The 20,966-nt window shown below is 71.6% G+C and carries 20 protein-coding genes; 9 read left to right on the top strand and 11 right to left on the bottom strand.

The annotated features are described in order from the left end of the window. Positions 1–23: 23 nt before the first annotated feature. A complete protein-coding gene (locus J0P97_RS12850; RefSeq protein WP_215488187.1) occupies positions 24–650 on the top strand; it encodes a helix-turn-helix domain-containing protein in 627 nt (208 codons plus the stop codon). A gap of 8 nt (positions 651–658) precedes the next feature. Here J0P97_RS12850 and J0P97_RS12845 read toward each other — a convergent pair whose 3' ends face one another. Together J0P97_RS12845 and J0P97_RS12840 are read right to left on the bottom strand one after the other, a co-directional pair. After that, a complete protein-coding gene (locus J0P97_RS12845; protein ID WP_372449718.1) occupies positions 659–1,690 on the bottom strand; it encodes a methylenetetrahydrofolate reductase in 1,032 nt (343 codons plus the stop codon). 56 nt (positions 1,691–1,746) lie between these two features. Next, positions 1,747–2,877: a methylenetetrahydrofolate reductase C-terminal domain-containing protein gene (locus J0P97_RS12840; RefSeq protein ID WP_215488185.1), complete on the bottom strand. Its 1,131-nt coding sequence runs from the start codon at positions 2,875–2,877 to the stop codon at positions 1,747–1,749. Positions 2,878–3,028: 151 nt separating this feature from the next. On the opposite strand from J0P97_RS12840, the gene J0P97_RS12835 reads away from it, so the two are divergent. Beyond that, positions 3,029–3,640 carry a cyclodeaminase/cyclohydrolase family protein gene (locus tag J0P97_RS12835; protein WP_215488184.1) on the top strand — a complete coding sequence of 204 codons (612 nt, stop codon included), beginning with the start codon at positions 3,029–3,031 and terminating at the stop codon, positions 3,638–3,640. Positions 3,641–3,724: 84 nt separating this feature from the next. Here J0P97_RS12835 and J0P97_RS12830 read toward each other — a convergent pair whose 3' ends face one another. From J0P97_RS12830 to J0P97_RS12815, 4 genes are all read right to left on the bottom strand, one after another. Continuing rightward, complete coding sequence (locus tag J0P97_RS12830) at positions 3,725–4,930, bottom strand: hypothetical protein (RefSeq protein WP_215488183.1); 1,206 nt, start codon at positions 4,928–4,930, stop codon at positions 3,725–3,727. A 131-nt stretch (positions 4,931–5,061) separates the two neighbouring features. Next, a complete protein-coding gene (locus J0P97_RS12825; protein WP_215488182.1) occupies positions 5,062–6,006 on the bottom strand; it encodes an ABC transporter permease in 945 nt (314 codons plus the stop codon). Then, entirely contained in the window at positions 6,003–6,803 is an 801-nt protein-coding gene (locus tag J0P97_RS12820; protein ID WP_215488181.1) for an ABC transporter ATP-binding protein, read from the bottom strand. The genes J0P97_RS12825 and J0P97_RS12820 overlap by 4 nt, the downstream gene beginning before the upstream one ends. Beyond that, positions 6,800–8,080, bottom strand: coding sequence for an amidohydrolase family protein (locus J0P97_RS12815; protein ID WP_215488180.1), 1,281 nt, complete (start codon positions 8,078–8,080; stop codon positions 6,800–6,802). Before J0P97_RS12815 ends, J0P97_RS12820 begins: the two co-directional genes overlap by 4 nt. 207 nt (positions 8,081–8,287) lie before the next feature. On the opposite strand from J0P97_RS12815, the gene J0P97_RS12810 reads away from it, so the two are divergent. Then, positions 8,288–9,283, top strand: a complete 996-nt coding sequence (locus J0P97_RS12810) for a PDR/VanB family oxidoreductase (RefSeq protein ID WP_215488179.1) — start codon at positions 8,288–8,290, stop codon at positions 9,281–9,283. 38 nt (positions 9,284–9,321) lie between these two features. On the opposite strand, the gene J0P97_RS12805 is transcribed toward J0P97_RS12810, so the two are convergent. Further along, the gene (locus J0P97_RS12805; RefSeq protein ID WP_215488178.1) at positions 9,322–10,662 is read right to left on the bottom strand and encodes an amidohydrolase family protein; all 1,341 of its coding nucleotides are present in this window, start codon (positions 10,660–10,662) and stop codon (positions 9,322–9,324) included. Positions 10,663–10,797: 135 nt separating this feature from the next. Here J0P97_RS12805 and J0P97_RS12800 point away from each other — a divergent pair, with 135 nt between their 5' ends. The 4 genes from J0P97_RS12800 to J0P97_RS12785 all read left to right on the top strand — a co-directional run bounded on the left by J0P97_RS12800 (position 10,798) and on the right by J0P97_RS12785 (position 13,038). Next, positions 10,798–11,364 (top strand): NADPH-dependent FMN reductase, encoded by a 567-nt coding sequence (locus J0P97_RS12800; protein ID WP_215488177.1) that lies wholly within the window; start codon positions 10,798–10,800, stop codon positions 11,362–11,364. A 143-nt stretch (positions 11,365–11,507) separates the two neighbouring features. Further along, on the top strand, positions 11,508–12,011 hold the full coding sequence (locus J0P97_RS12795) for a molybdopterin-dependent oxidoreductase (RefSeq protein WP_215488176.1): 504 nt from the start codon (positions 11,508–11,510) through the stop codon (positions 12,009–12,011). Beyond that, on the top strand, positions 12,008–12,736 hold the full coding sequence (locus J0P97_RS12790; RefSeq protein WP_215488175.1) for an FAD-binding oxidoreductase: 729 nt from the start codon (positions 12,008–12,010) through the stop codon (positions 12,734–12,736). Before J0P97_RS12795 ends, J0P97_RS12790 begins: the two co-directional genes overlap by 4 nt. Then, positions 12,733–13,038 (top strand): DUF6510 family protein, encoded by a 306-nt coding sequence (locus J0P97_RS12785; RefSeq protein ID WP_215488174.1) that lies wholly within the window; start codon positions 12,733–12,735, stop codon positions 13,036–13,038. Before J0P97_RS12790 ends, J0P97_RS12785 begins: the two co-directional genes overlap by 4 nt. Positions 13,039–13,074: 36 nt before the next feature. Here the strand turns inward: J0P97_RS12785 and J0P97_RS12780 are convergent, their stop codons facing one another. From J0P97_RS12780 to J0P97_RS12770, 3 genes are all read right to left on the bottom strand, one after another. Then, complete coding sequence (locus tag J0P97_RS12780) at positions 13,075–14,664, bottom strand: AMP-binding protein (RefSeq protein WP_215488173.1); 1,590 nt, start codon at positions 14,662–14,664, stop codon at positions 13,075–13,077. Positions 14,665–14,845: 181 nt separating this feature from the next. Next, positions 14,846–15,919 carry a Glu/Leu/Phe/Val dehydrogenase family protein gene (locus tag J0P97_RS12775; protein ID WP_215488172.1) on the bottom strand — a complete coding sequence of 358 codons (1,074 nt, stop codon included), beginning with the start codon at positions 15,917–15,919 and terminating at the stop codon, positions 14,846–14,848. A 68-nt stretch (positions 15,920–15,987) separates the two neighbouring features. Further along, positions 15,988–17,919, bottom strand: coding sequence for a heavy metal translocating P-type ATPase (locus J0P97_RS12770; RefSeq protein WP_215488171.1), 1,932 nt, complete (start codon positions 17,917–17,919; stop codon positions 15,988–15,990). A gap of 77 nt (positions 17,920–17,996) precedes the next feature. Between J0P97_RS12770 and J0P97_RS12765 the strand changes: the two genes are divergently transcribed. After that, entirely contained in the window at positions 17,997–18,476 is a 480-nt protein-coding gene (locus J0P97_RS12765) for a YbaK/EbsC family protein (protein ID WP_215488170.1), read from the top strand. A 7-nt stretch (positions 18,477–18,483) separates the two neighbouring features. Here J0P97_RS12765 and J0P97_RS12760 read toward each other — a convergent pair whose 3' ends face one another. Continuing rightward, positions 18,484–19,296, bottom strand: coding sequence for an IclR family transcriptional regulator (locus tag J0P97_RS12760; RefSeq protein ID WP_372449716.1), 813 nt, complete (start codon positions 19,294–19,296; stop codon positions 18,484–18,486). A 52-nt stretch (positions 19,297–19,348) separates the two neighbouring features. On the opposite strand from J0P97_RS12760, the gene hutH reads away from it, so the two are divergent. Next, positions 19,349–20,959 (top strand): histidine ammonia-lyase, encoded by a 1,611-nt coding sequence (gene hutH, locus J0P97_RS12755; protein WP_215488169.1) that lies wholly within the window; start codon positions 19,349–19,351, stop codon positions 20,957–20,959. Positions 20,960–20,966: the final 7 nt, after the last annotated feature.

The raw sequence follows: 20,966 nt of genomic DNA, 5'->3' as shown, positions 1-20,966 counted from the left end.
TTCGTGTGTCATAGTCTTCACTCATGTCGGATGCCGCTTCCTCGCGCCGCAGCGCTTCGGGCCCGGGCGCCGCTGAGGATGACGGCGCCGCCTCCGCGGCTCGCGCGCTGGGGGCTCGGATCAGAGCCCTGCGCAAGAGCCGAGGAATGACGCTCACGCAGGTCGCCGCGCAGGCCGAACTGTCGCATTCGTTCCTCAGCCAGGTCGAACGCGGGCTCGAGCGCATGAGCATGACGTCGCTCTTCCGCGTCGCGCAGGCGCTCGGGACGACTCAGCAGGCCCTTCTCACCGACGACGCAGAAGCGGCGCCGCGGAGTCCCGGAGCCTTCCACGTCTTCCGCGCGCGAGAGGCGACCCCTCTGGATGCCGGCGGGAGCCCGGTACGGGTCCTCGCGCGCGACCACCCGCGCTTCGTCCCGATGGTGATGTCCGGCACGTTCACCGACGACCTGTGGTGGGTGCACGACGAGGAGGAGTTCGTATACGTGCTGGAGGGGACCATGGTCGTCTCGCTCGATGGTGAAGAGTTCGCCCTCGAGCCGGGGGACGCCGTGTATTACCCGGGCGGAATCCGACACCGCTGGCGGACGGGTGCGGGGGAGACGGTGCGCGTCCTCACCGTCAAAGAGGGGAAGGCGGGCGCGGTCTGAGCGGACGCTCATGAGCCGCCCCCGAGCTCGCGGGCGACGGTGGCGAGGTCTGCGGCGTATTCCGCCTCTGCGCCCAGGCGTGCCCCGCCCGCGATGACGACACCGCCCACGACGCCCGTATCCAGGAGCGCGCGGCCGTACTCGACGGCGAGCCGGATTCCCTCTGCCCGGACGTCGCGCGCCGCGAACAGGCGTTCGACGAATCCGTGGGGGAGTTTGGCGGCGTGGAACGACGCCAGCAGCGCCGCCCCGTTCCGATCGACGACGAGGGGGACGCCCGGCACGACGGGCACGCTCGCCCCGGCATCCCGGCAGAGCGTGACGAAGGCGGCGACCTCATCGGCATCTCCGGCGTACTGCGTCAGGCACAGGCGGCCGCCGGCGCGCTCCTTCTCGGCGACCCGGGCGCCGCGCTCGGCGACCGGGGGAGCCGCCGGCGACTCGGCGAAGGATGTCACCAGGCCGAGCGCGGCAGCGCGGGGCAGCGTCGTCGTCGACTCGAGGTCGAAGACCGGTCGGGCGTCGGGCCGATCGCCGGTCTGGGTGTGGTCGCCGGTGACGCAGTGCACTCCCGCGACCCCCAGGCTGCGCAGCGATGACAGCTCGCGATCGAGCGCGGTGCGGTTGCGGTCGCGGCTGTTGAAGCCCATCCACAGTCGCAGCCCCGTCCTCGTGATCAGCGCCGCACGGTACGACGGAGGGAACTGCACGCGGGAACGCCCGGCATCCCCGGAGAGCACCGCGTCGACGCTTCCGGCGAGGGCGTCGGCCGTCGCGCCGATGACATCCGAGCGCATCGCGCGAACGGGGAAGCCGGTGAACACGAGCGGACGGCGCCGTGCGATGTCGCTCAGCTCGCGCCCGGCGAGAGTCGTCACCGCCTCGCCGGGTGCCTGGGGAACGGATGTTGCCGCCGCTGCGGCGCGAGCGCCATCATCCGCCCATCGGATGGGGAGGTCGCGCTGCAGGAACACGCACGGAGTCGGGTCGACCTCGCAGGTCCCGTCTCCGTTGACACCGCCGCACGGGCCGTAGGTCATGGACTTCGGGCAGCCCGCGACTCGGTGCGCGGGTCGTTCGACGACTGCCGGCGACATCAGCACGCCTCCGTCGCCGTGACGGCCGCGTCCGCGCGACGATGGTCGCGAATCGACGCGGCGGTCGCCGCGAGGGCGTCGACGGCGGCGAGCCCGGACGCATCCGCCTCGTCCACGACGGCGGACAGGTGCACACCGACCACGCCCGGAATGGCGAGGGCGCGTCGCCCCCAGTCCGCCGCCGCGCGGACGCCGGCGTCGGGACCGTGCCCGCCACCCATCGCGGCCGTGACGATCCCCGGCGGCAGGCTCACCCCCGGAAGGGATGCCAGGCGCCGTGCCGCCGACGGGGAGGTGAGGACGGGGATGGAGACGAGCACGGGGACGGGTGCGGACGTGGTGGCGAGGGCTGCGGTGAATCGCGCGATGTCCTCGATGTCCCCGCAGAGGTTGAGGATGCCGAGCTCCGCGCCGGCGCGCGCCTTCAGCGCGAGGCGTGTGGGGCGGTAGGCGATGGGCGGCGCCGCCGGTTGTTCTGCGACGGCGACGAACAGCCCCGCTCGGCGGGCCAGCGCTGCGACGCGCGTCGAATCGAGGTCGAACACCGGGCGAGCATCGGGCAGAGCGGTCGACGCGGGGTGATCGCCGGTGACGGCGAGGATTCCGGAGACGCCCAGGTCGGCCAGGGCGGCGAGCTCGCCCTCGATCGCGACACGGTTGCGGTCGCGGCACGTGACGCCCGCGATCACCCGTGCGCCCGCCTCCGCGAGGAGGAGTGCCTTGTGGGTCGGGCTGAACGCCTCACGCAACCCGGGTGGCTCGCCCGCGATGACGGCGGTCAGCTCGCGCAGGCGGGCGCCGGCTTCCACGATCACGGCCGGATCGGTCGTCCGGACCGGAAGGTCTGCGGTGATCACTCCGCCCGCCCCGATCAGATCGCCGAGGGCGGCGGCGGCTGCGCGCCGCGGGGAGGTGGCGAGCGCGTCGCTGCTCTCGCGCGCACTCTCGGGGGCCTGGACGTCGGCGGCAGAGAATTCCAGCTCGCGCAGAAGTGCGGGATTCTCGGCGAACGAGCAGCGGAATCCGGGCACCTCGCAGCCGCCGTCGCCCGACACACCGCCGCACGGTCCGTAGACCATCCGCTTGGGGCAGCGCCGCGTCGCATCGCGCAGGAGTTGCAGAGACGTCACGGGTGTCCTCTCGCTCGGTGGGGGCCGGACCTGATGTTGGTCTCGCCAACAATCACACTGTAGGAGCCCGCCGTTTCGCCGGTGTTACGGTCGCGTGTGCGTCGATGTCGCGCATCCAGCGCACGCTGATGCGACCCTTAGAGTGGGGCGCATGCCGACCTCGGAGCTTTCCGCAGCCCGCATCGATCAGTGGCTGGAGCACCTCGCCGCGCCCGTCCCCGAACCCGGCGGAGGCGCGGCTGCGGGCGTCGTCGTCGCGACGGGCGCAGCGCTCGTTTCCATGGCGGCCGGCTATGCCGCGCCGGGAGAGCAGCGCGATTCCGTGCTCGACGCCGCCTCCCGCGCTCGGCGAGAAGCCCTGACCGCCGCCGAGCATGATGGGCGGATGTCCGCTGCCCTCGTCGCCGCCTTCCGGCGCCCTCCGGATGACCCGGACCGTGCCCGGACGGTCCGAGAGACGACCGTGCGCGCGGCGCAGTCGAGCGCGGAACTGGTCGTCGTCGCGAGGCGCTTGGAGGGCCCGCTCGCCTGGCTCGAGCGCTCCGGCGAACCGCGTCTGGCCCCGGATGTCGCCGTCGCCGCGCGGATGCTCGCCTGCGGCATCCGTTCGACCGCCGTCAACATCCGCTGCGACATCAGCAGCGCCGTCGAGGCCGGAATCGATGAGAGCACGGCGGATCGACTGCGGACAGCTCTCGGCGAGGCGCTGGCGGCGGCGGCTCAGTTGGATGCGCTGGCGGACCGGGTCACCGCGACGCTCTGAACGCGGTGCCCGGAGCCGCGCGCTCCGCACACACGGAAACGCCCTGCCCCGCGAAGCGCGGACAGGGCGTTTCCGCCATCGACGTCAGTCCATCTTGATCGACGGGTCGATGAACGTGTTCGTGTAGAGCGCCGTCGGGTCGATGGCCGTTGCGGCGGCCTGGGTGATGCTTCCCGAGGTGACGAGGAAGGGCGTGAAGTCCGTGACGATCGAGGCCATGCGGTCGGGATCGAACTGGCCGAAGACGCCGGACGCCTTGTCGTTGACGACGAGGCCCAGCTTCTCCTGCTGCTCGACCGAGAACTTCGCGACGCCCTCCGAGTAGGTCCAGCCGGTGTCGTACTGCTCCACGAGGTCGAGAATCACGGCGTTGCCGTGTTCCGGGGCTGCGAGGAAGTCGATCTGCGACTGCTGCATGATCGGTACGAGCTTCTTGAGGCAGTCGGCCTGGTCGGTCACGTCGGCCGTGCGGACCGCGAGGGGCTCCGGGTAGATGTTGTAGCCGAGCTCGGACAGCAGCTGGTAGCCGACCTCCTTGCCCCACTGAGGGATCTCGTTCTTGTAGATGTACGGCTCCGCGGTGGCGAAGCCCTGCTGCAGGATCTTGGGGTCGGAGACGAAGCGTTGCGGCGTGCCTTCGTAGCTCGTGTCGATCTGCGACGGGGTGATGAGGCCCTGCGACAGGAGCAGGTTGGGGATGACATCGCCCGAGGTGACGATCGGGTCACCGCCGGCAGCAGCCTCCTTGATCGTCGTCGCGCCGCTGTGGCTTTCCGGGTCCCACATGAGGATCTGCGGGCTGAAGGTGAGCTGCGAGGTGACGGCGACCGTGGGCTGGTCGGCGTTCGCGACGATCGCCGCGTCGGTGTTGACGGCACCGAGCAGGATGTCGGTGTCGAGGTACATGAGCGCCGGCACGGGCTGGAAGTTGACCGCAGGCCCCCCGGAGCGGACCTCGATCTTCACTCCGGTGTCGGTGCCGTCCACCACGAGAGGCCCGGTGACCGTCTTCTTGTCGGTGTCGACGGTGTATCCGTCGCCGACGAGGTTGTACATAGCGCCGTGCTCGGACTCGGGCTGCCAGTCCTGCTGCATGACGACCGTTGCGGGGCAGACGCCGGCGAGGTCGAGTGGTCCGCCCTTGTCGGCGGCCATCATGCTCGACGTCGGCGCGGGAGCGGCGGCGTCGGTGCTGGAACACCCCGCGACGGCGGCGACAGTGGTGGCCAGAGCTCCGATCGCGAGCGTGCGCGCGATCACGCGGCGGGAGAGAAAAGCGGGGTGTGACACGGTGTCCTCCTGGAAGGCTTCGGGTGCGGTGCGGTGCGGACAGACGGGTGGTGCGGTTCGGTGGGCGGGTGAGTACGGCGGGTGCGAAGGGCCGTGACGGATCCGACGGGCGAGGTCGACACGGCGGATGCTCAGCGGGTGGCCACCCCGAAGAGACGGCCGACGACGATCCGATCAAGAGTGGCGAAGATGGAGAAGACGATGACGCCGAAAAGTGCCGTGAAGATGATCGCGAGGAAGAGCGGTTCCATATTCAGACGCAGTGTGTAGGTACGCAGCAGTCCGCCGATTCCCTGGCTGCCCTGTTGGAAGAAGAAGTCGCCGACGATCGCGCCGATGACGGCGAGGCCGGCAGACTGCCGCAATCCCGTGAAGATCGAGGGGATGGCGGCGGGGAGCATGAGCTTCGTCATCCGCTGCCACTTGGTGGCCTTCTGCAGGGTGAACAGGTCGTGCGCCGCGGGGGTTGCCGACTGCAACCCGAAGAGCGTGTTCGAGATCATCGGGAACACGGCGATGATGACGCAGACGACGATGCGGGCGGGGAGCCCGTAGCCCATCCAGATGCCGATGAGCGGCGTCAGGGCGAGAATCGGAATCGTCTGCAGGATGACGGCGTACGGGTAGAGGATCTTCTCCGCCAGGTTCCACTGCGACATCACGATCGCCCAGCCCATGCCGATCACCACGGCGATCGCGAGCCCGATGAGGGCGACCGTGATGGTCTGGCCCAGGGCGGCGATCATCGGCCCGATCACCTTGTCGTTGCCCAGGGTCTCGGCGAGCACCTGGTGCGGCGGCGGCAGGAGGAAGCGGCGACTCTCGCTGAGCAGGAGATAGGACACGGCGTACCAGATCGCGATGATCCCGATCAGCGCCGCGATGATCGGCATCGCGCGCGACCACAGGCTGCGAGCGAGCGCTCCGGCGCCTCCGCGACGCGGGCGGCGGGCGGCCATGGTCGCCGTCGTCGCCTCGGCCCGTGCGTCGGCATCCGCAGGCCCGGGGGCGGACGAATCGGCCGACGGCCCGTCGGCGATCTCCCCGGGTGTCTTCACGGCAAGGTTCTGGCTCATGAGTGCGCCTCCAAAGCGTGGGAGAGGTGACCGACGATGCGGCCGAATTCCGGTTCGTATCGCAGTTCGGGAGATCGGGGGTAGGACCAGGGCAGTTCGATGTCGTCGACGATGCGGCCCGGGCGTCCGCTCATCACCAGGACGCGGCTGGAGAGGTACACGGCCTCCGAGATGGAGTGGGTGATGAACATGGCGGCGAAGCCCTTGAGCTGGAACAGCCGCTGGAGCTCGGTCTGCATCTTGAGGCGGGTGATCTCGTCGAGAGCGCCGAACGGTTCGTCGAAGAGCGCCAGCTGGGGCTCGGCCACGAGGGCGCGGGCGATCGACACGCGCATGCGCATTCCGCCGGACAGAGCCCGGGGGTGCTGGTTCTCGAACCCCTTCAGGCCGACGAGCTCGAGGGCTTCCGCCGCGCGGCGACGACGCTCGGCCGCTCCCACGCCGGCGAGCTCGCCGACCAGTTCGACGTTTCGCTGCGCCGTACGCCACTCCAGGAGCGTCGCCTCTTGGAAGACGAAGCTGGTCGTGTCGGCTCGGACGTCGACGACGCCTTCCGTGGCATCGTCCAGTCCGGCGGCGAGCCGCAGAAGAGTCGACTTTCCGCAGCCGGACGGGCCGACCACCGACACGAACTCACCCGGCCGGACATCGATGGAGACGTTCTCGAGCGCGCGGGTACCCGTCGCGAAGACCTTGGCGACGTCGGTGAACCCCAGGGTGGGTGTCGCGGTGGAGTCGACGGCCCCCGCCGCGGCGGTGACGGCGCCGGTGGCCTCGGTGATCGCGGTGGTGCTCATAGCAGGGCTCCTTCGGAGGTCGGTGCGGAAGGCGAGGTCGGCAGGGCCTGGAGGTCGAACACGCTGCTGACGACGCGTCGACGGACGGCGATCACCTGCCCGTCGCGGATGACGATGCGGTCGGGCGCGCGCTCGGCGAGGGCCTCGGCGGTGTGGGCGGCGCGGACGAGCACGATGTCGGCGACATCGCCCGAGCGCCCGCGGGCCGGCGGAAGCCCGAAAGCCGCGCGCCCCCCGCTCGAGCTCACATGCCAGGCCTCGGCGGGGGTGAGGTGTCCGGCGGTGACGAGCTCGGCGGCGACGTCGACCATATCGGCATTGCCGAGCGGGTTGAACGGGTCCTGCACGTTGTCGCCTCCGGCCGCGAGCGTCGCGCCCGCGGCGATCACCTCGCGCAGCGGAGGGATGCCACGCGGGGTGGCGATCGGGTGCTCCCAGCCCTGGAGATACAGGTTGGTCAGCGGGTTGGTGATGATCGAGACCCTCGCCTCGGCCACCGCGGCGAGAGTGCGAGCGCGTGTCTCGGCATCCTGGGTGGAAAGGCTCACGCAGTGCCCGGCGGACCGGATGACGCCGGCGGGCCAATGCCGCGTGCGTGCGGCGAGTTCGGCAAGTCCGCACGAGGACGGGTCCAGGGTCTCGTCGGTGTGCAGATCGATGCCGATCTTGAACTCCTCGGCGAAGGACGCGGCGCGTTCGAGGTCGGCGGTCGGATCCTCGGCGAGGTGCGGGAACCCGCCGACGAGATCGATGCCGAGCGCGACGGCGGCCCGGCCGAGGTCGTCCGGGCCGTCCGAGGGTCCGGGGCTCGCGACGATCTGAAGGTCCACGATCCCGGCGAACTGGGTGCGCAGCTCCACGAGGGCGCGGACGCCGCGGAGCGGATCCTCGCCGAGATGATAATTCGTGTGCGAGCGGACTGCGGTGACGCCGGAGTGGAGCGCGGCGATCAGGTGACGGCGTGCGCCGGCCTTGATCTCGGCGTATCCGTGGTTGTGGCCGTGGTCCATCCAGCAGGAGATCGCGTCGTCGAGGGATCCTTCGGGCTGGCCGAAGGAGGTCCAGGTGTAGCCCTTGTCGAGGTGAGCGTGCAGGTCGGCCAGGGGCGGAAGGGCGATCCACCCGGTGGCGTCGATGGTCTCGCCCGCGGCGTGGGGTGTCGGTCCTTCGGCGATGAAGCCATCGGAGAAGGCGAGGGCATCGCCGATGTCGCCGGCGGGTGTCATCCCCGTGAGCGTGGCGATGCGCTGCCCGGGCTCGAGGAGTTCGGCATCCATCTCGTTCGTCCTCCTCGCAGGTCGGTGGTGGTCTCGTCGGATGGTCATGTTGTTGGTATGACCAACATCGGGTGAGAATCAGTAAACGCCCGACGTGTTTCCTGCCAGGCCTGGCGGGATTGCGGCCGTGTTAAATCCGCGCGAAGAGTCCGGCCGGCGCTCGCCGCCGTACGCGCCGTCCCCGCGGGAGCGGAGAAAGTGGAATCCATGAGCTACTTCAGCGATGTCGAACGCGACCTGGTGGTCGCCGCCCGCACCGAGCTGGCGGACGGCGTCCTGGCGCTGGATCTGGTCGCGCACAACGGGCGCGACCTGCCGACATGGGAGCCGGGCTCGCACGTCGACCTGATCCTCTCCGACAGTCGGCTGCCCGCAGCCCAGCGCGTCGAGCGTCAGTACTCGCTCTGCGGCGACCCCGACGACCGCACGATGTGGCGGGTCGCGGTGCTGCGCGAAGAGGGGGGTCGCGGAGGATCGGCACGGGTGCACGATGACGTGCAGGTGGGACAGCGGCTCCGCGTGCGCGGTCCGCGAAACCACTTCGTCCACGAGGTGCTCCCCGGAGTGACGCACCGGTTCGTGGCAGGCGGCATCGGCATCACTCCGATCCTCGGCATGGTGCGCGCCGCGGCACGGGCGGGCGCCGACTGGACGCTCGACTACGCGGGCAGATCGCTGACGACGATGGCCTTCGTCGACGATCTGCGCGCGCTCGACGAGGGGCGCGTGCGGGTGCACCCGGCGGACGAGGGCGCACGCCTGGACGTCGCCGCGCTCGTGGAAGCGGCCCTCGACGGCGGACCGATCTATGCGTGCGGTCCCGCACGTCTGATCGCCGCGCTCGAGGAGGCGGCCAGTGCGGCCGGACGATCCGATGCGCTGCACGTCGAGCGGTTCGAGGCGATCGAGTACGGGGAGCCCGTGTGGCCGGATCCGTTCGAGGTCGAACTGGCGATGACCGGCGACGTCGTGACGGTGCAGCCGAGCCAGTCGGTGCTCGAAGCCATCGAGCAGCAGAGTCCCACCGCGATGGTGCTCTCGAGCTGCCGGCGGGGAACGTGCGGCACGTGCGAAGTGCCCGTGCTCGAGGGCGAGATCGAGCACCGTGACTCCGTCCTCACGCCGGTGGAGCGCGAGCAGAGCGCGGTCATGATGGTGTGCGTGTCGCGGGCGGCGTGCACCCGAATCGTGCTCGATCTCTGAGTCCAGACGCCCCGCATCCCTGGGCGGCCGGCTCGGGGTCAGCGGCCGACGCGAGCCCGGAGGGTATCGACGAGCGCACGTTCGTCGGAGGTGGTGAGCCGGTAGTCCCGGACCACGACCCGCCCGGCAACGACGACGTGGCGCGGGCGCCTTCCCGGCCGCGCCCACAGCAGGCCCGCGACGGGGTCGGCGACTCCGGCGTCGGCGACCCCGGAGACGTCCCAGACGCAGAAGTCGCCCGCCGCGCCGGGGGAGAGGGTGCCGAGGTCGGGTCGGCCAAGACCAGCGGCGCCCTCCGATGTCGCCATCGCCAGCACGTCCCGGGCGGGGAGTGCGTCACCCACCAGGCCGGACACCTGCATCGCGAGGCGCGCGTCGGCGAGAAGATGGCCGGCATCGTTCGATCCACCGCCCGATGTTCCGAGGCCCACCGCGATTCCGGACTCGCGGAGGATCCGGACGGGTGCCACGCCCCATCCCATCGGCACATCGCACCCCGGTGCGTGCGTTGCGGATACGCCGGCGGTCCCGAGCCGCGTGATCTCGTCGCGGGTGACATCGCACAGGTGCGCGATCGTCACGTCCGGCTCGAGCCACCCCCAATCATCCAGCAGGTCGAGAGGGCGGCGTCCGTAGCGTGCGAGCGCGATCTCGGTGTCGACCTGCTCGTTCGCCTGGGTGCGGCGCCGAAGGCCGTGCCGGCGGGCAACCTCTCCGAGGGCGTGGAACGTCTCCGCACCGTCGGAATGGACTCCGGCGGGGCCGACCGCGAGCTGCAGCATGCCGTCGGCGGTCGTGCCGCCGGGCGGATTCGTCGGAAGGAGGTCCTGGACGATCGCTTCGGCGCTCGCCGCCGCGAGATCCGGCGCGTCGCGTGCCGCGCCGCGCACGAACACGAGGCGCGCGCCGAGCGTCGCGGCGGCGCCGGCGATCGCGCGCGCGAGGGACACCGTGTCACCGACCGGGTCATCGCTGACCGAAGGGTCGGGCCAGTTGAGCTGGTGGTCGGCGACGGTCGTCACTCCACACAGGAGCGATTCGGCAAGCCCCACCGCGGCGGTCGCGCCGACGAGCGACGCGTCGATCCCGGCCGTCGCGTACGCGGCGGCCATGGCGGGCAGCCACTCGCGCATCGGCACGCCGCGGGTGCCCGGGAGGGTGCGGAAGCCGGATTGCAGCAGGTGGTGGTGCGCGTTGATCAGTCCGGGCGTGACGATGCCCCCCTCCGCGTCGAGCACCTCGTCGGGGGGCGTGTGGAGGGCCGCCTCTTCGACGACACGACCTTCTCTGACGACGAGCGTGCCGTCGCGATCGCCTGCAGCATGGTCGAAGCGCTCCACGAGGCGTGACGCGCCGACAAGGGTCAACGAACCGGTCATGGCATCCGTCCTACCAGGCGCATGTTTCCGACAGCCGCGCGGCGCGAGACGGCGACGCCGCGGGCGCACCGTCCTGGGCATGGCGCCCCGCGATAGACTGCATTCGTCTGAATATGAGAGAAGAGGGCCACAATCATGACCACGTACAACGTCGGTGTCATCATCGGCAGCATCTCGTCGACCTCCATCAACCGTCGCCTCGCGGGAGCCCTCGCGAAGCTCGCACCGCAGGCGGACCTCGTCCTCACCGAGATCCCGATCGCCGGGCTGCCGTTCTACACGGCCGACAACGACGGCGCGATCCCCGAGGCCGCCGCCGAGTTCAAGGCCGCCATCGAGGCCTCGGACGGCATCATCATTGTCACGCCCGAATACAACCGCTCGGTCCCCGGCGTGCTCAAGAACGCGCTCGACACCGCCAGCCGTCCGTGGGGCGACAACAGCTTCGCCGGTAAGCCGTCAGCGGTCATCGGCGCCTCGGTGGGCGCGATCGGCACGGCCGTCGCGCAGCAGCACCTCCGCTCGGTGCTGTCGTTCCTCGCCTCGCCGGAACTCGCGCAGCCCGAGGGCTACCTGCAGATGACCGAGGGGCTCATCACGGACGACGGAGACGTCACGAACGAGGCGACCGCTGAGTTCCTCGTGACGTGGTTGACGGCCGTCCACACCCACATCGCGAAGTCCCTCAGCACCGTGGAGTGATCCGCGTTTCCCCGGTGGGGAGCGGCGGAGTAGATTCTGCCTCGGAGGCGACATGGCAGAGTTCAGCAGAGGATTCGGCGCACGGCGTCGCGAGTCCGACCCGAAGCTCCCCCCCCGGGCAGTACCTGACCACGGACTTCCCGGTGCTGTCAGCCGGGCCCACTCCGCGGGTCAGAGCGGAGGACTGGGCCTTCTCCGTCGTCGACGAGAACGGCGCGGCGCGTGGCTGGACGTGGGACGAGTTCCTGGCCCTCCCCATCGAGGACATCCACACCGACATCCACTGCGTGACGCGCTGGTCGAAGCTCGGCACCCACTGGCGCGGCGTCTCCGTGGATACGCTGCTCGACGGCATCGCCACCCGCGCGCCCTCCGCCATGGCCCACTCGTACGGCGGATACACGACCAACGTGCCCCTGGCCGACCTCCGCGGCGGCCAGGCGTGGGTGGCGTTCGAGTTTGAGGGACGGCCGCTCGCGCCGGAGCACGGCGGCCCGGCGCGGCTTCTCGTCCCGCACCTGTACTTCTGGAAGAGCGCGAAGTGGGTGCGGGGCCTCGTCCTCCAGCCCCACGATGATCCGGGGTTCTGGGAGCAGAACGGCTGCAACCTCCACGGAGATCCGTGGAAGGAGGAACGGTACTGGTGACCGCATCGGCCTGGCTGCCGGCCCATGTCGTCTCCGCCGTGCCGCTGAGCGCGCACGCCCGATCCCTGCACCTCGACGTGCCCGCGTGGCCGGGCAACCTCCCCGGCCAGCACCTTGACGTCCGCCTCACCGCGGAGGACGGCTACCAGGCGGAGCGCTCGTATTCGGTCGCGAGCTTCGGGCCCGGCACGAGCATCGAGCTCGCGGTCGACGAGGTCCCCGACGGTGAGGTCTCGCCCTACCTCGTACGTGATGTGCGCCCGGGCGACTTCCTCGAGGTGAAAGGACCGCTGGGCGAGTACTTCGTGTGGCGGGAGGACGACCCGGCGCCCGTCCAGCTCATCGCCGGCGGATCGGGCATCGTGCCTCTCCTCGCGATGGCACGTGCCCATGCGCGCTCCGCGAGCACCGCCCCGTTCCGCCTCCTCTCGTCGGTGCGTTCGGCCGCCGACGCGATGTATGCGGACGAGATCGCCGGGCTCACGGGCGCCGCACTCTCCGTCGACGTGATCTACACGCGCTCGGCCCCCGCCTCATGGCCCCGGCCCGCGGCGCGGGTGACGATCGACGAACTGTCGAGCCTGTGCTGGCCGCCGGAGGCGGCGCCGGCCGTGTACGTGTGCGGCCCCACCGCGTTCGTCGAGACGGTCGCGGACGCGCTCGTCACGCTCGGCCACGCACCCGAGCGAGTGCGCACGGAGAGGTTCGGAGGAGCAGGATCATGACCGCGGATGCCGCACCCCGACCCGCCGCCGCGACGCGGACCTCGATCGTCGACGGGAACGCCCTCGCCGGGGTGCTGAGCGGCGTCTTCGCCGTCGACCCGACCCTCCTCACCCTCGTCTGCGCGCACTGCGGACGCACCGGCCTGCTCGCGGAGACCGTCGTGGAGCGGACTGCTGCGAGCGCGATCGTCCGCTGCCGCGGGTGCACGCGCACGCTCCTGGTCGCCTCGAGCGTGGGCGGGGAGGTCCGTATGCGCCTTGCGGCCCTGGCGGAACTCCGGGCGGAGCCGCCAGCGCAGTGACCGGCGGCGACGGCCGAGCGACGGACTGCCCGCGCGTCAGGCGGCCGACTCGCGGGCGCGCAGGTCCTTCCGCAGGATCTTGCCCGAGGTGGACTTCGGGATCGCCTCCACGAACTCGACCCGGCGCACCTTCTTGTACGGCGCGACGTGCTCCGCGACGAACGCCTTCACGTCCTCCTCGGTGAGCCCGGAATCGGGTGCCGCGACGACGAATGCCTTGGGGATCTCGTCCCGCTCCTCGTCGAGGACGCCGATCACCGCGGCATCCAGCACCTTCGGATGACTGAGCAGGAGCGCTTCGAGCTCGGCCGGGGCGATCTGATAGCCGTGGTACTTGATGAGCTCCTTCACGCGATCGACGATCGAGAAGTACCCGCCCTCGTGGTGGACGGCGACATCGCCCGTGTGCAGGAACCCGTCGGCATCCAGCGTCTCGGCGGTCGCCTCCGGCTTGCCGAGGTAGCCGAGCATGACGTTCGGCCCTTTGATCCACAGCTCGCCGGGCCGGGTCGTCCCTTCCGGGCCGGTCTCGGTGATCTCCTCACCGGTCTCGGTGTCGATGAGCTTGCAGACGATGTTCGGCAGAAGGGTGCCCACCGAGCTGACCGGGATGTCGTCGCGGCTGTAGGGCATCGCGTGCGAGACGGGGCTCAGCTCGCTCATCCCGTACCCCTGCATCATCCGAGCGCCGATGCGCCGCCCGGCCGCCTCCGCCGTCTCTCCGTCGAGCGGCGCGGCTCCCGAGAACACCGTGTGGACGGTCGAGATGTCGTACTGGTCGACGATCGGGTGCTTGGCGAGGGCGACCGCGATCGGAGGGGCGATGTAGAGGTACGTGCAGCCGAAGCGCTGGATGTTCTCGAGGAACTGCACGAGGTCGAACTTCGGCATCGTGACGAGCGTCGCACGCTGCTTGAGAGCGAGATTGAGCAGCACCGTCATGCCGTAGATGTGGAAGAACGGCAGAACGGCCAGCACACGGTCGCTGGAGCGCAGGTCGATGTTCACGCGGCACTGGGCGACGTTCGCGACGAGGTTCCGGTGACTCAGCATCACCCCTTTGGGGACCCCCGTCGTGCCGGAGGAGTAGGGGAGGACGGCGACCTGCGTCGCCGGGTCGATGTCGACGGGCGGAGGCGTCCGTCCCTCGCTGAGAAGCGCGCGCAGATCGGGATGGCCGTCGGCGCCATCCAGGACGATGAGGTGGTCGGCGTCGATGCCTACGGCGTCGGCCGCCGTCTTCGCCTGCGGGAGGAGCGGGCTCACCGTGAAAAGCCACGTCGTCGCCGCGTCGGTGAGCTGCTTCTGGATCTCGCCGGCGGTGGAGAGCGAATTGATCGTCGTCACCGTGGCCCCCGCGCGCAGGATGCCGTGGAAGACCGTCGCGAATGCGGGGACATTGGGGCACAGCAGCCCGACGACGGTGCCCACTCCCACTCCGCGCGACGCGAGAGCGCCCGCGACGGCGTCGATCTGGGCCTTGAGCGCGCCATAGGTGGTCTCGGCGCCGGTCGCCGGATCGATGAGCGCGATGCGCGCGGCATCCTCGGCGCTCAGGTCGCCGAACAGATCGTCGTAGATCGAGGTCTCGGGGACCTCGACATCGGGGAACGGGCTGGTGAACACGGGCGGTCTCCTTCGACAGCGGTGGTCGCCGCGCGTCTCGAGGTCCACGGGCGTTTCGGTCGCCGTGATCGCCGGGGTCGTGCGCAGGCCGCCCGGCGACGATGCCGGGTGCCCCTATCCTGACACCGCGACGGACCCGGTTCCACCTTTTGCGGAACCGGGTCCGTCGCGGGTCGACCCCTCAGACCCCGACGGGGGTCGCGGCGGCGGCGCGCAGACGCCGGGCGGCGCGCTGCTCCGCGGCGTCGAGCGGGGTGATGCCGTGCGCGGCGGCATCGTCGAAGATCGATCGCACGACATCGCCGATGCCCGCGACGCGGTCCATGATCTCGGCGCGGCTGCCCCGGTGCTTCGCCTCGAGGTCGAGGTAGATGACCCCCCCTGCGTTGACGACGAAGTCGGGCGCGTACAGGATGCCGCGCGCCGCGAGACGCTCCGCGCCCTCGCGATCGGCGAGCGGGTTGTTCGCCGGTCCGCAGACCGCCCGGGCGGCGAGGGCATCGATGACCTCGTCGTGGAGGACGCCCCCGATCCCGGCGGGGACGAACACATCGGCGGGCACGAGGTGCTCGCCGCCCGGCTCGACCCACATCGCTCCGAGCTCGGTCGCGAGATCCCGCTTCGCGGGGTTCACGTCGGTGACCGTGAGCTCGGCGCCTTCCGCGGCCAGACGCACCGCGAGACGGCTCCCCACCTGGCCGAGTCCGGAGATCGTGATGCGGCGCCCGGCCGGGTCCGCCGTGCCGGTGATCCGTTCGAGGGTGGCCCGGAGCGACTCGTAGACGCCGAGGCTCGTGGGGCCGGCGGGCTCGCCCGATCCGCCCGCGGAGTCGGGCAGGCCGACGACGTGGGCGGTGCGCTCGCTGACGGTGAGCATGTCGTCGGTCGTCGAGCCGACATCCTCCGCCGTGCGGTAGAGGCCGCCCATCCGCTCGACCGCGTCGCCGAGGTCGAGGAAGGCGGCGCGGCGGCGCTCGTCGTCGAGCACCGTGCCCGGCGGCAGGGCGATCACCGACTTGCCGCCCCCGGCGTCGAGGCCCGCAGCGGCGTTCTTGAGCGTCATCGCCGCGGACAGCCGGAGCGCATCGCCGACGGCGTCGCTCCAGTGCGGGTAGGTCCACAGCCGTGCGCCGCCGAGGGCGGAGCCGAGCGCGGACGAGTGCAGGGCGACGGTGATGACCAGGCCGCTGCGGGGGCCCGTGGTCACCTCCACGCGTTCGTGGGTGAGATCGGGCAGGGGCAGGGTGTGCGTCATCGCATCCTCTTTCGGCTGGCCTTGTGGGCTGTGCTCTGCGGATGCCGCGGCGTTGCGGCATCCACCCCCTATTCTGCCGCGTGTGCGCGCTGAGCGGGGACCTCTCCGTCGGGAACGCGCGCGGGGCCCGGCGATCCGGCGCTACCCGCGCCGTCGAGCGCGAACCGCTCCCCGCCGAGGGCGCGCAGCGCGTAGAGGATCGTCGTGAGGTCGACGAGCTCCTGGACGAGCGCTCCGACGACGGCGGGGATGACACCGGTCGTCGCGACGAGCATGAGGCCGATGCTGAGCCCGATGCCGATCCAGATCGCGGTGAAGGCGACGCGGAGGGTGTGCCGGCCGATGTGGACCGCCTCGGCGACCTTCGCGAGCGAGTCCTTGAGGATGACGGCGTCGGCGGCATCCCCGGCAGCCGTCGAGCCCTTCGCCCCCATCGCGATGCCGATGTCCGCCGCCGCGAGCACCGGGGCGTCGTTGACGCCGTCGCCGACCATCAGCACGGGGCGCGGCCGCATGAGCGAGGCCAGGTGCACCTTCTCCGCAGGGAGGAGCTCGGCGTGGACGTCGGTGATCCCCACCTCGGCGGCGATGGCGTCGGCGGTGGGCGCCGCGTCGCCGGTCAGCATCGCGACGCGCTCGACGCCGTGCGCGCGCAGCCACGTCACGACGGCGCGCGATTCGGGTCGCGCGTCGTCGGCGAGGACGAGGACGCCCGCGAAGTGCCCGTCGACGGCGACGTAGGCCGCGGCCTGCCCCGGGCGCAGCGGCGCGCGGGTCGTGTCGGGCGCGAGCGAGGCGACGTAGGAGGGCTTCCCGACGACGACCGCACGCCCCTCGATCTGGGCGGTGACGCCGTTGGTGGCGGCCTCGTGCGCCTCGGCGGCGGGCCGCAGCGCGATGCCGCGATCATGAGCCGCCCGGCGGATGCCGTCGGCCAGCACGTGCGACGAGTACTGCTCGGCCGAGGCGGCGAGGGCGAGGACCTCGTCCGCATCGAAGCCGGGCGCGGGCGCCACCCCGACGAGGACCGGATGGCCCTGGGTGAGGGTTCCCGTCTTGTCGAACGCCGCGGACTTCACGCGGGCGAGCTGTTCGATGACCGACCCGCCCTTGACGATGATGCCGGCCTTCGCCGCGCGGGAGAGTCCGCCCAGAAACGCGACCGGGGCGGCGATGAGGAGCGGGCAGGGGGTCGCGAGCACGAGCACCTCGGCGAACCTCGTGGAGTCGCCGGACAGGCCCCACGCGGCCCCGGCGATCACGAGGGAGATCGCGGTGAAGGGGACGGCGAAGCGGTCGGCGAGGCGGACGACGGGCGCGCGCGATTCCTGAGCGTCGCGCACGAGGCCGACGATCTGCTGGAACTGGCTGTCGGCGCTGCGCTTGACGGCGCGCACATGGACGGCCCGCGAGCCGTTCACCGCTCCCGAGAGCACCTCCTGGCCCGCATGCCGCGTGACCGGGAGGCTCTCGCCGGTGATCGACGACTCGTCGAACGAGCCCTCCTCGGTCAGGAGGGTCCCGTCCACCGGGACCACCTCCGCAGGCCGCACGAGAAGCTCATCGCCCACCTGCACTTCGTCGGCCGGGACGTCGCGCACCTGCTCGTCGTCGCCGACGCGGCGGACGACGTGCGCGGTCTGCGGTGCGCGATCCAGGAGCGCGGTCAGCTCGCGCTTCGCGCGCCGTCCCGCGTAGTCCTCGAGCGCCTCGCCGCCCGAGAGCATCAGCACGATGATCAGCGCCGCGATGTACTCGCCGACCGCAAGCGTCGCGACCATGGCGACGACGGCGAGGACATCGAGCCCGACGTGTCCGCGCAGGACGTCGCGGATCATCCCGACGAGCGTCCACACGACGACGACCGAGACGTACACCGTCGCGATCCAGCGTGCGGTCTGCGCCTGGCCCGAGGATTCGAGGATCAGGACGGCGGCGCCGATGAGGACCGTCGCCGTGATGACGGGGTAGCGACCGAGCAAGCCGAAGACGCGTCTCATGCCCCCAGCATCCCCGGGTTCCGCCGTCGAATCCAGTGAGGCGGTCCTCGCTTGCGCCACGCCCCTATGCTGGCCGCATGAGCCGCGACAGCCTTTCTCCCCGGAGCCGACTCGTCCACGATGCGCTGCGCGACGCCGGCATCCCGGGGGAGATCGTCACCCTCCCGGATGCCGCCGCGACGGCCGCGCTCGCCGCCGCCGCGCTCGGTGTGGAGGTCGGCGCGATCGCCAACAGCCTCGTCTTCTGGTCCGACGGGGGTCCCCTCCTCGTGATGACGAGCGGCGCCCACCGGGTGGACACGGCCGCGCTCGCCGAGCGACTGGGGCGGACCTCGATCGTCCGCGCGAGCGCCGAGCAGGTGCGGGAGGCGACCGGTCAGGTGATCGGCGGCGTCGCACCCACGGGGCATCCCGCCCCCCTCCCCACCGTCGTCGACGAGGCGCTCGCGGAGTTCGCTGAGATCTGGGCGGCGGGCGGCACGCCGCACACGGTGTTCCCGCTCACCTTCGATGATCTCGTCCGACTCACCGACGGGCAGGTCGCTGCGGTCGACTGATCGTGCGTCAGCCGATCCGGCGGGCGAGTTCCGTCGCCGCGGGGGCGAGCGCGGCGGCGATCTCCGCGTCGCGCGCAGCGTCGCCCTCCCAGGTGACGGCGAGGGCGGCGACGGGCCAGCCGGCGTGGTCGCGGACGGCGACGCCGACGGAGCGCAGGCCCAGCGTGACCTCGCCGTCCTCCGTGGCGTACCCGCGGGAGCGGGCCAGGCGCAGCACGTCGCGGAGCTCGCCCGGGCGTGCGGGGCCCCGGCCCGTGCGGTCGGCGAAGGCCGTGGCATCCGGGTACAGCGCGCGCACCTGCTCGCGGGGGAGCGAGGCGAGCATCGCGCGCCCCGTCGCGGTGAGGTGCGCGGGGAGCCGCACGCCCACGTCGGTCACCAGAGCGGGACGGCGCGGCGCGCGCTCCTCGACGATGTAGACGACGTCGCGCCCGGTCATGACGGCGAGGTGGGCGCTCTCGCCGACCCGATCCGCCAGCGCGGCGACGAGCTGACGCCCGAGTCGGGCCAGCGGCTGCTGCCGCGCGTACCCTCCGGCGAGCTCGAAGGCGGCGGTCCCGAGGCCCCACCGGCGTTCGGAGGGCAGGTGCACGACGAAGCCGTGCTGCGCCATCGCGGCGAGCAGGTGGTAGACGCTCGAGCGCGGGATGCCGAGGTGCTCGGCGATGGTGCGCGCGGCGACCGGACCGCGCTGGCGCGAGAGGAAGGCGAGGATGCGGAGCGTCTGGTCGGCCGCCGGCACCTGCGCGGAGGGCCCCGCGATGCCATCGCTGACGGCAGAGGTCTCGCCGGTGCCGGAGGTGTCTGGGATCACAGACACAGGATGCCACGGATGCCTGTTCCCCAGGTCCGCGGGGCGATGGAATCGGAGCATGACCACCGTCGTGCCTCCTTCGTCCTCCGCCACCGATCCCGCGGCCGCCTCCGAGGCCGCCTCCGTGACCATCGGCCGCGCGCCGCTTGCGCCCGCCGAGGTCGTCGCGATCGCGCGCCATGATGCGCGGGGAGAGATCGCGCCCGAGGCGCTCGCCCGCGTCGCCGAGACCCGCGACCTGATCGAACGGCTCGCGGACGACCCGGAACCGCACTACGGCATCTCGACCGGGTTCGGGGCGCTCGCCACGACCTTCATCGCGCCCGAGCGGCGCCGTCAGCTCCAGGCATCCCTCATCCGCTCGCACGCCGCCGGAACCGGCACGGAGGTCGAGCGCGAGGTCGTCCGCGCCCTCATGCTGCTGCGCCTGCAGACCCTCGCGACGGGCCGCACGGGCGTGCGTCCGGTCGTCGTGGAGACCTACGCGGCCCTGCTCGACGCCGGGATCACCCCGGTCGTCCGAGAGTACGGATCGCTCGGCTGCTCGGGTGACCTCGCGCCCCTGTCGCACGTCGCCCTCGCGGCGATCGGTGAAGGCGACGTGCGGGATGCCGCGGGCACCCTCCGTCCCGCCGCCGATGCGCTCGCGGAGGCCGGCATCACCCCGCTCGTCCTGCAGGAGAAGGAGGGGCTCGCACTCATCAACGGCACCGACGGCATGCTCGGGATGCTGCTCCTCGCCCTGCACGACCTGCAGACGCTCCTCGACACCGCCGACGTCGCGGCCGCGCTCTCGGTCGAGAGCCAGCTCGGCACCGACGCCGTCTTCGCCGCCGACCTCATGGCGCTCCGGCCGCAGAGCGGGCAGGCGGCGTCCGCGGCGAACCTCCGCGACATCCTCGCCGGCTCGCCGATCGTCGCGAGCCACCGCGACCCCGCCCTCTGCACGCGAGTGCAGGACGCCTACTCGCTGCGCTGTTCGCCGCAGGTGCATGGGGCCGCGCGCGACACCGTCGCCCACGCGGAGATGATCGCCGGGCGGGAGCTCGCGTCGGCGGTCGACAATCCCGTCGTCACCCCCGACGGCCGTGTCGAGTCGAACGGCAACTTCCACGGGGCGCCCGTCGCGTACGTCCTCGACTTCCTCGCGATCGCCGTCGCCGACGTGGCATCCATCTCCGAGCGCCGGACCGATCGTGCCCTCGACCGCACGCGCAGCCAGGGGCTGCCGCCGTTCCTCGCCGACGAGGTCGGGGTCGACTCGGGACTCATGATCGCGCAGTACGCCGCGGCGGGCATCGTCTCGGAGCTCAAGCGTCTCGCGGTGCCCGCCTCCGTCGACTCGATCCCCTCCTCGGCCATGCAGGAGGATCACGTCTCCATGGGCTGGGCGGCGGCGCGCAAGCTCCGTCGCGGCATCGACGGCCTCGCGCGCGTCCTGGCGATCGAGGTCGTCACGGGGTGCCGCGCCCTGGACCTGCGCGCGCCGCTCCAGCCCGGCCGCGCCACCGGCGCCGTCCGGGACCTCGTCCGCTCCGCAGGGGTCGCCGGCCCCGGGCCGGACCGGTTCGTCAGCCCCGACATCGAGACCGTGACCGCGCTCGTGCTCTCGGGCGAGGTCGCCCGCGCCGCGCTCGTGCCCGCCAGAACTTCGTCCGCACGCTCCTGAAAGGACC

It is taken from the genome of Microbacterium flavum (assembly GCF_018717645.1).
GTDB lineage: Bacteria > Actinomycetota > Actinomycetes > Actinomycetales > Microbacteriaceae > Microbacterium > Microbacterium flavum.
The sequence above is the reverse complement of the archived record's forward strand: the minus strand, read 5'-3'. Positions and strand labels throughout refer to the sequence as shown.

Bases quoted from the DNA above. Each gene is read 5' to 3' on its own strand.
- J0P97_RS12835 (WP_215488184.1), top strand. From the start codon at position 3,029: ATGCCGACCTCGGAGCTTTCCGCAGCCCGCATCGATCAGTGGCTGGAG.
- J0P97_RS12850 (WP_215488187.1), top strand. From the start codon at position 24: ATGTCGGATGCCGCTTCCTCGCGCCGCAGCGCTTCGGGCCCGGGCGCC.
- J0P97_RS12800 (WP_215488177.1), top strand. From the start codon at position 10,798: ATGACCACGTACAACGTCGGTGTCATCATCGGCAGCATCTCGTCGACC.
- J0P97_RS12810 (WP_215488179.1), top strand. From the start codon at position 8,288: ATGAGCTACTTCAGCGATGTCGAACGCGACCTGGTGGTCGCCGCCCGC.
- J0P97_RS12775 (WP_215488172.1), bottom strand. From the start codon at position 15,919: ATGACGCACACCCTGCCCCTGCCCGATCTCACCCACGAACGCGTGGAG.
- J0P97_RS12825 (WP_215488182.1), bottom strand. From the start codon at position 6,006: ATGAGCCAGAACCTTGCCGTGAAGACACCCGGGGAGATCGCCGACGGG.
- J0P97_RS12845 (WP_372449718.1), bottom strand. From the start codon at position 1,690: ATGACCTACGGCCCGTGCGGCGGTGTCAACGGAGACGGGACCTGCGAG.
- J0P97_RS12820 (WP_215488181.1), bottom strand. From the start codon at position 6,803: ATGAGCACCACCGCGATCACCGAGGCCACCGGCGCCGTCACCGCCGCG.
- J0P97_RS12770 (WP_215488171.1), bottom strand. From the start codon at position 17,919: ATGAGACGCGTCTTCGGCTTGCTCGGTCGCTACCCCGTCATCACGGCG.
- J0P97_RS12765 (WP_215488170.1), top strand. From the start codon at position 17,997: ATGAGCCGCGACAGCCTTTCTCCCCGGAGCCGACTCGTCCACGATGCG.
- J0P97_RS12815 (WP_215488180.1), bottom strand. From the start codon at position 8,080: ATGGATGCCGAACTCCTCGAGCCCGGGCAGCGCATCGCCACGCTCACG.
- hutH (WP_215488169.1), top strand. From the start codon at position 19,349: ATGACCACCGTCGTGCCTCCTTCGTCCTCCGCCACCGATCCCGCGGCC.
- J0P97_RS12805 (WP_215488178.1), bottom strand. From the start codon at position 10,662: ATGACCGGTTCGTTGACCCTTGTCGGCGCGTCACGCCTCGTGGAGCGC.
- J0P97_RS12785 (WP_215488174.1), top strand. From the start codon at position 12,733: ATGACCGCGGATGCCGCACCCCGACCCGCCGCCGCGACGCGGACCTCG.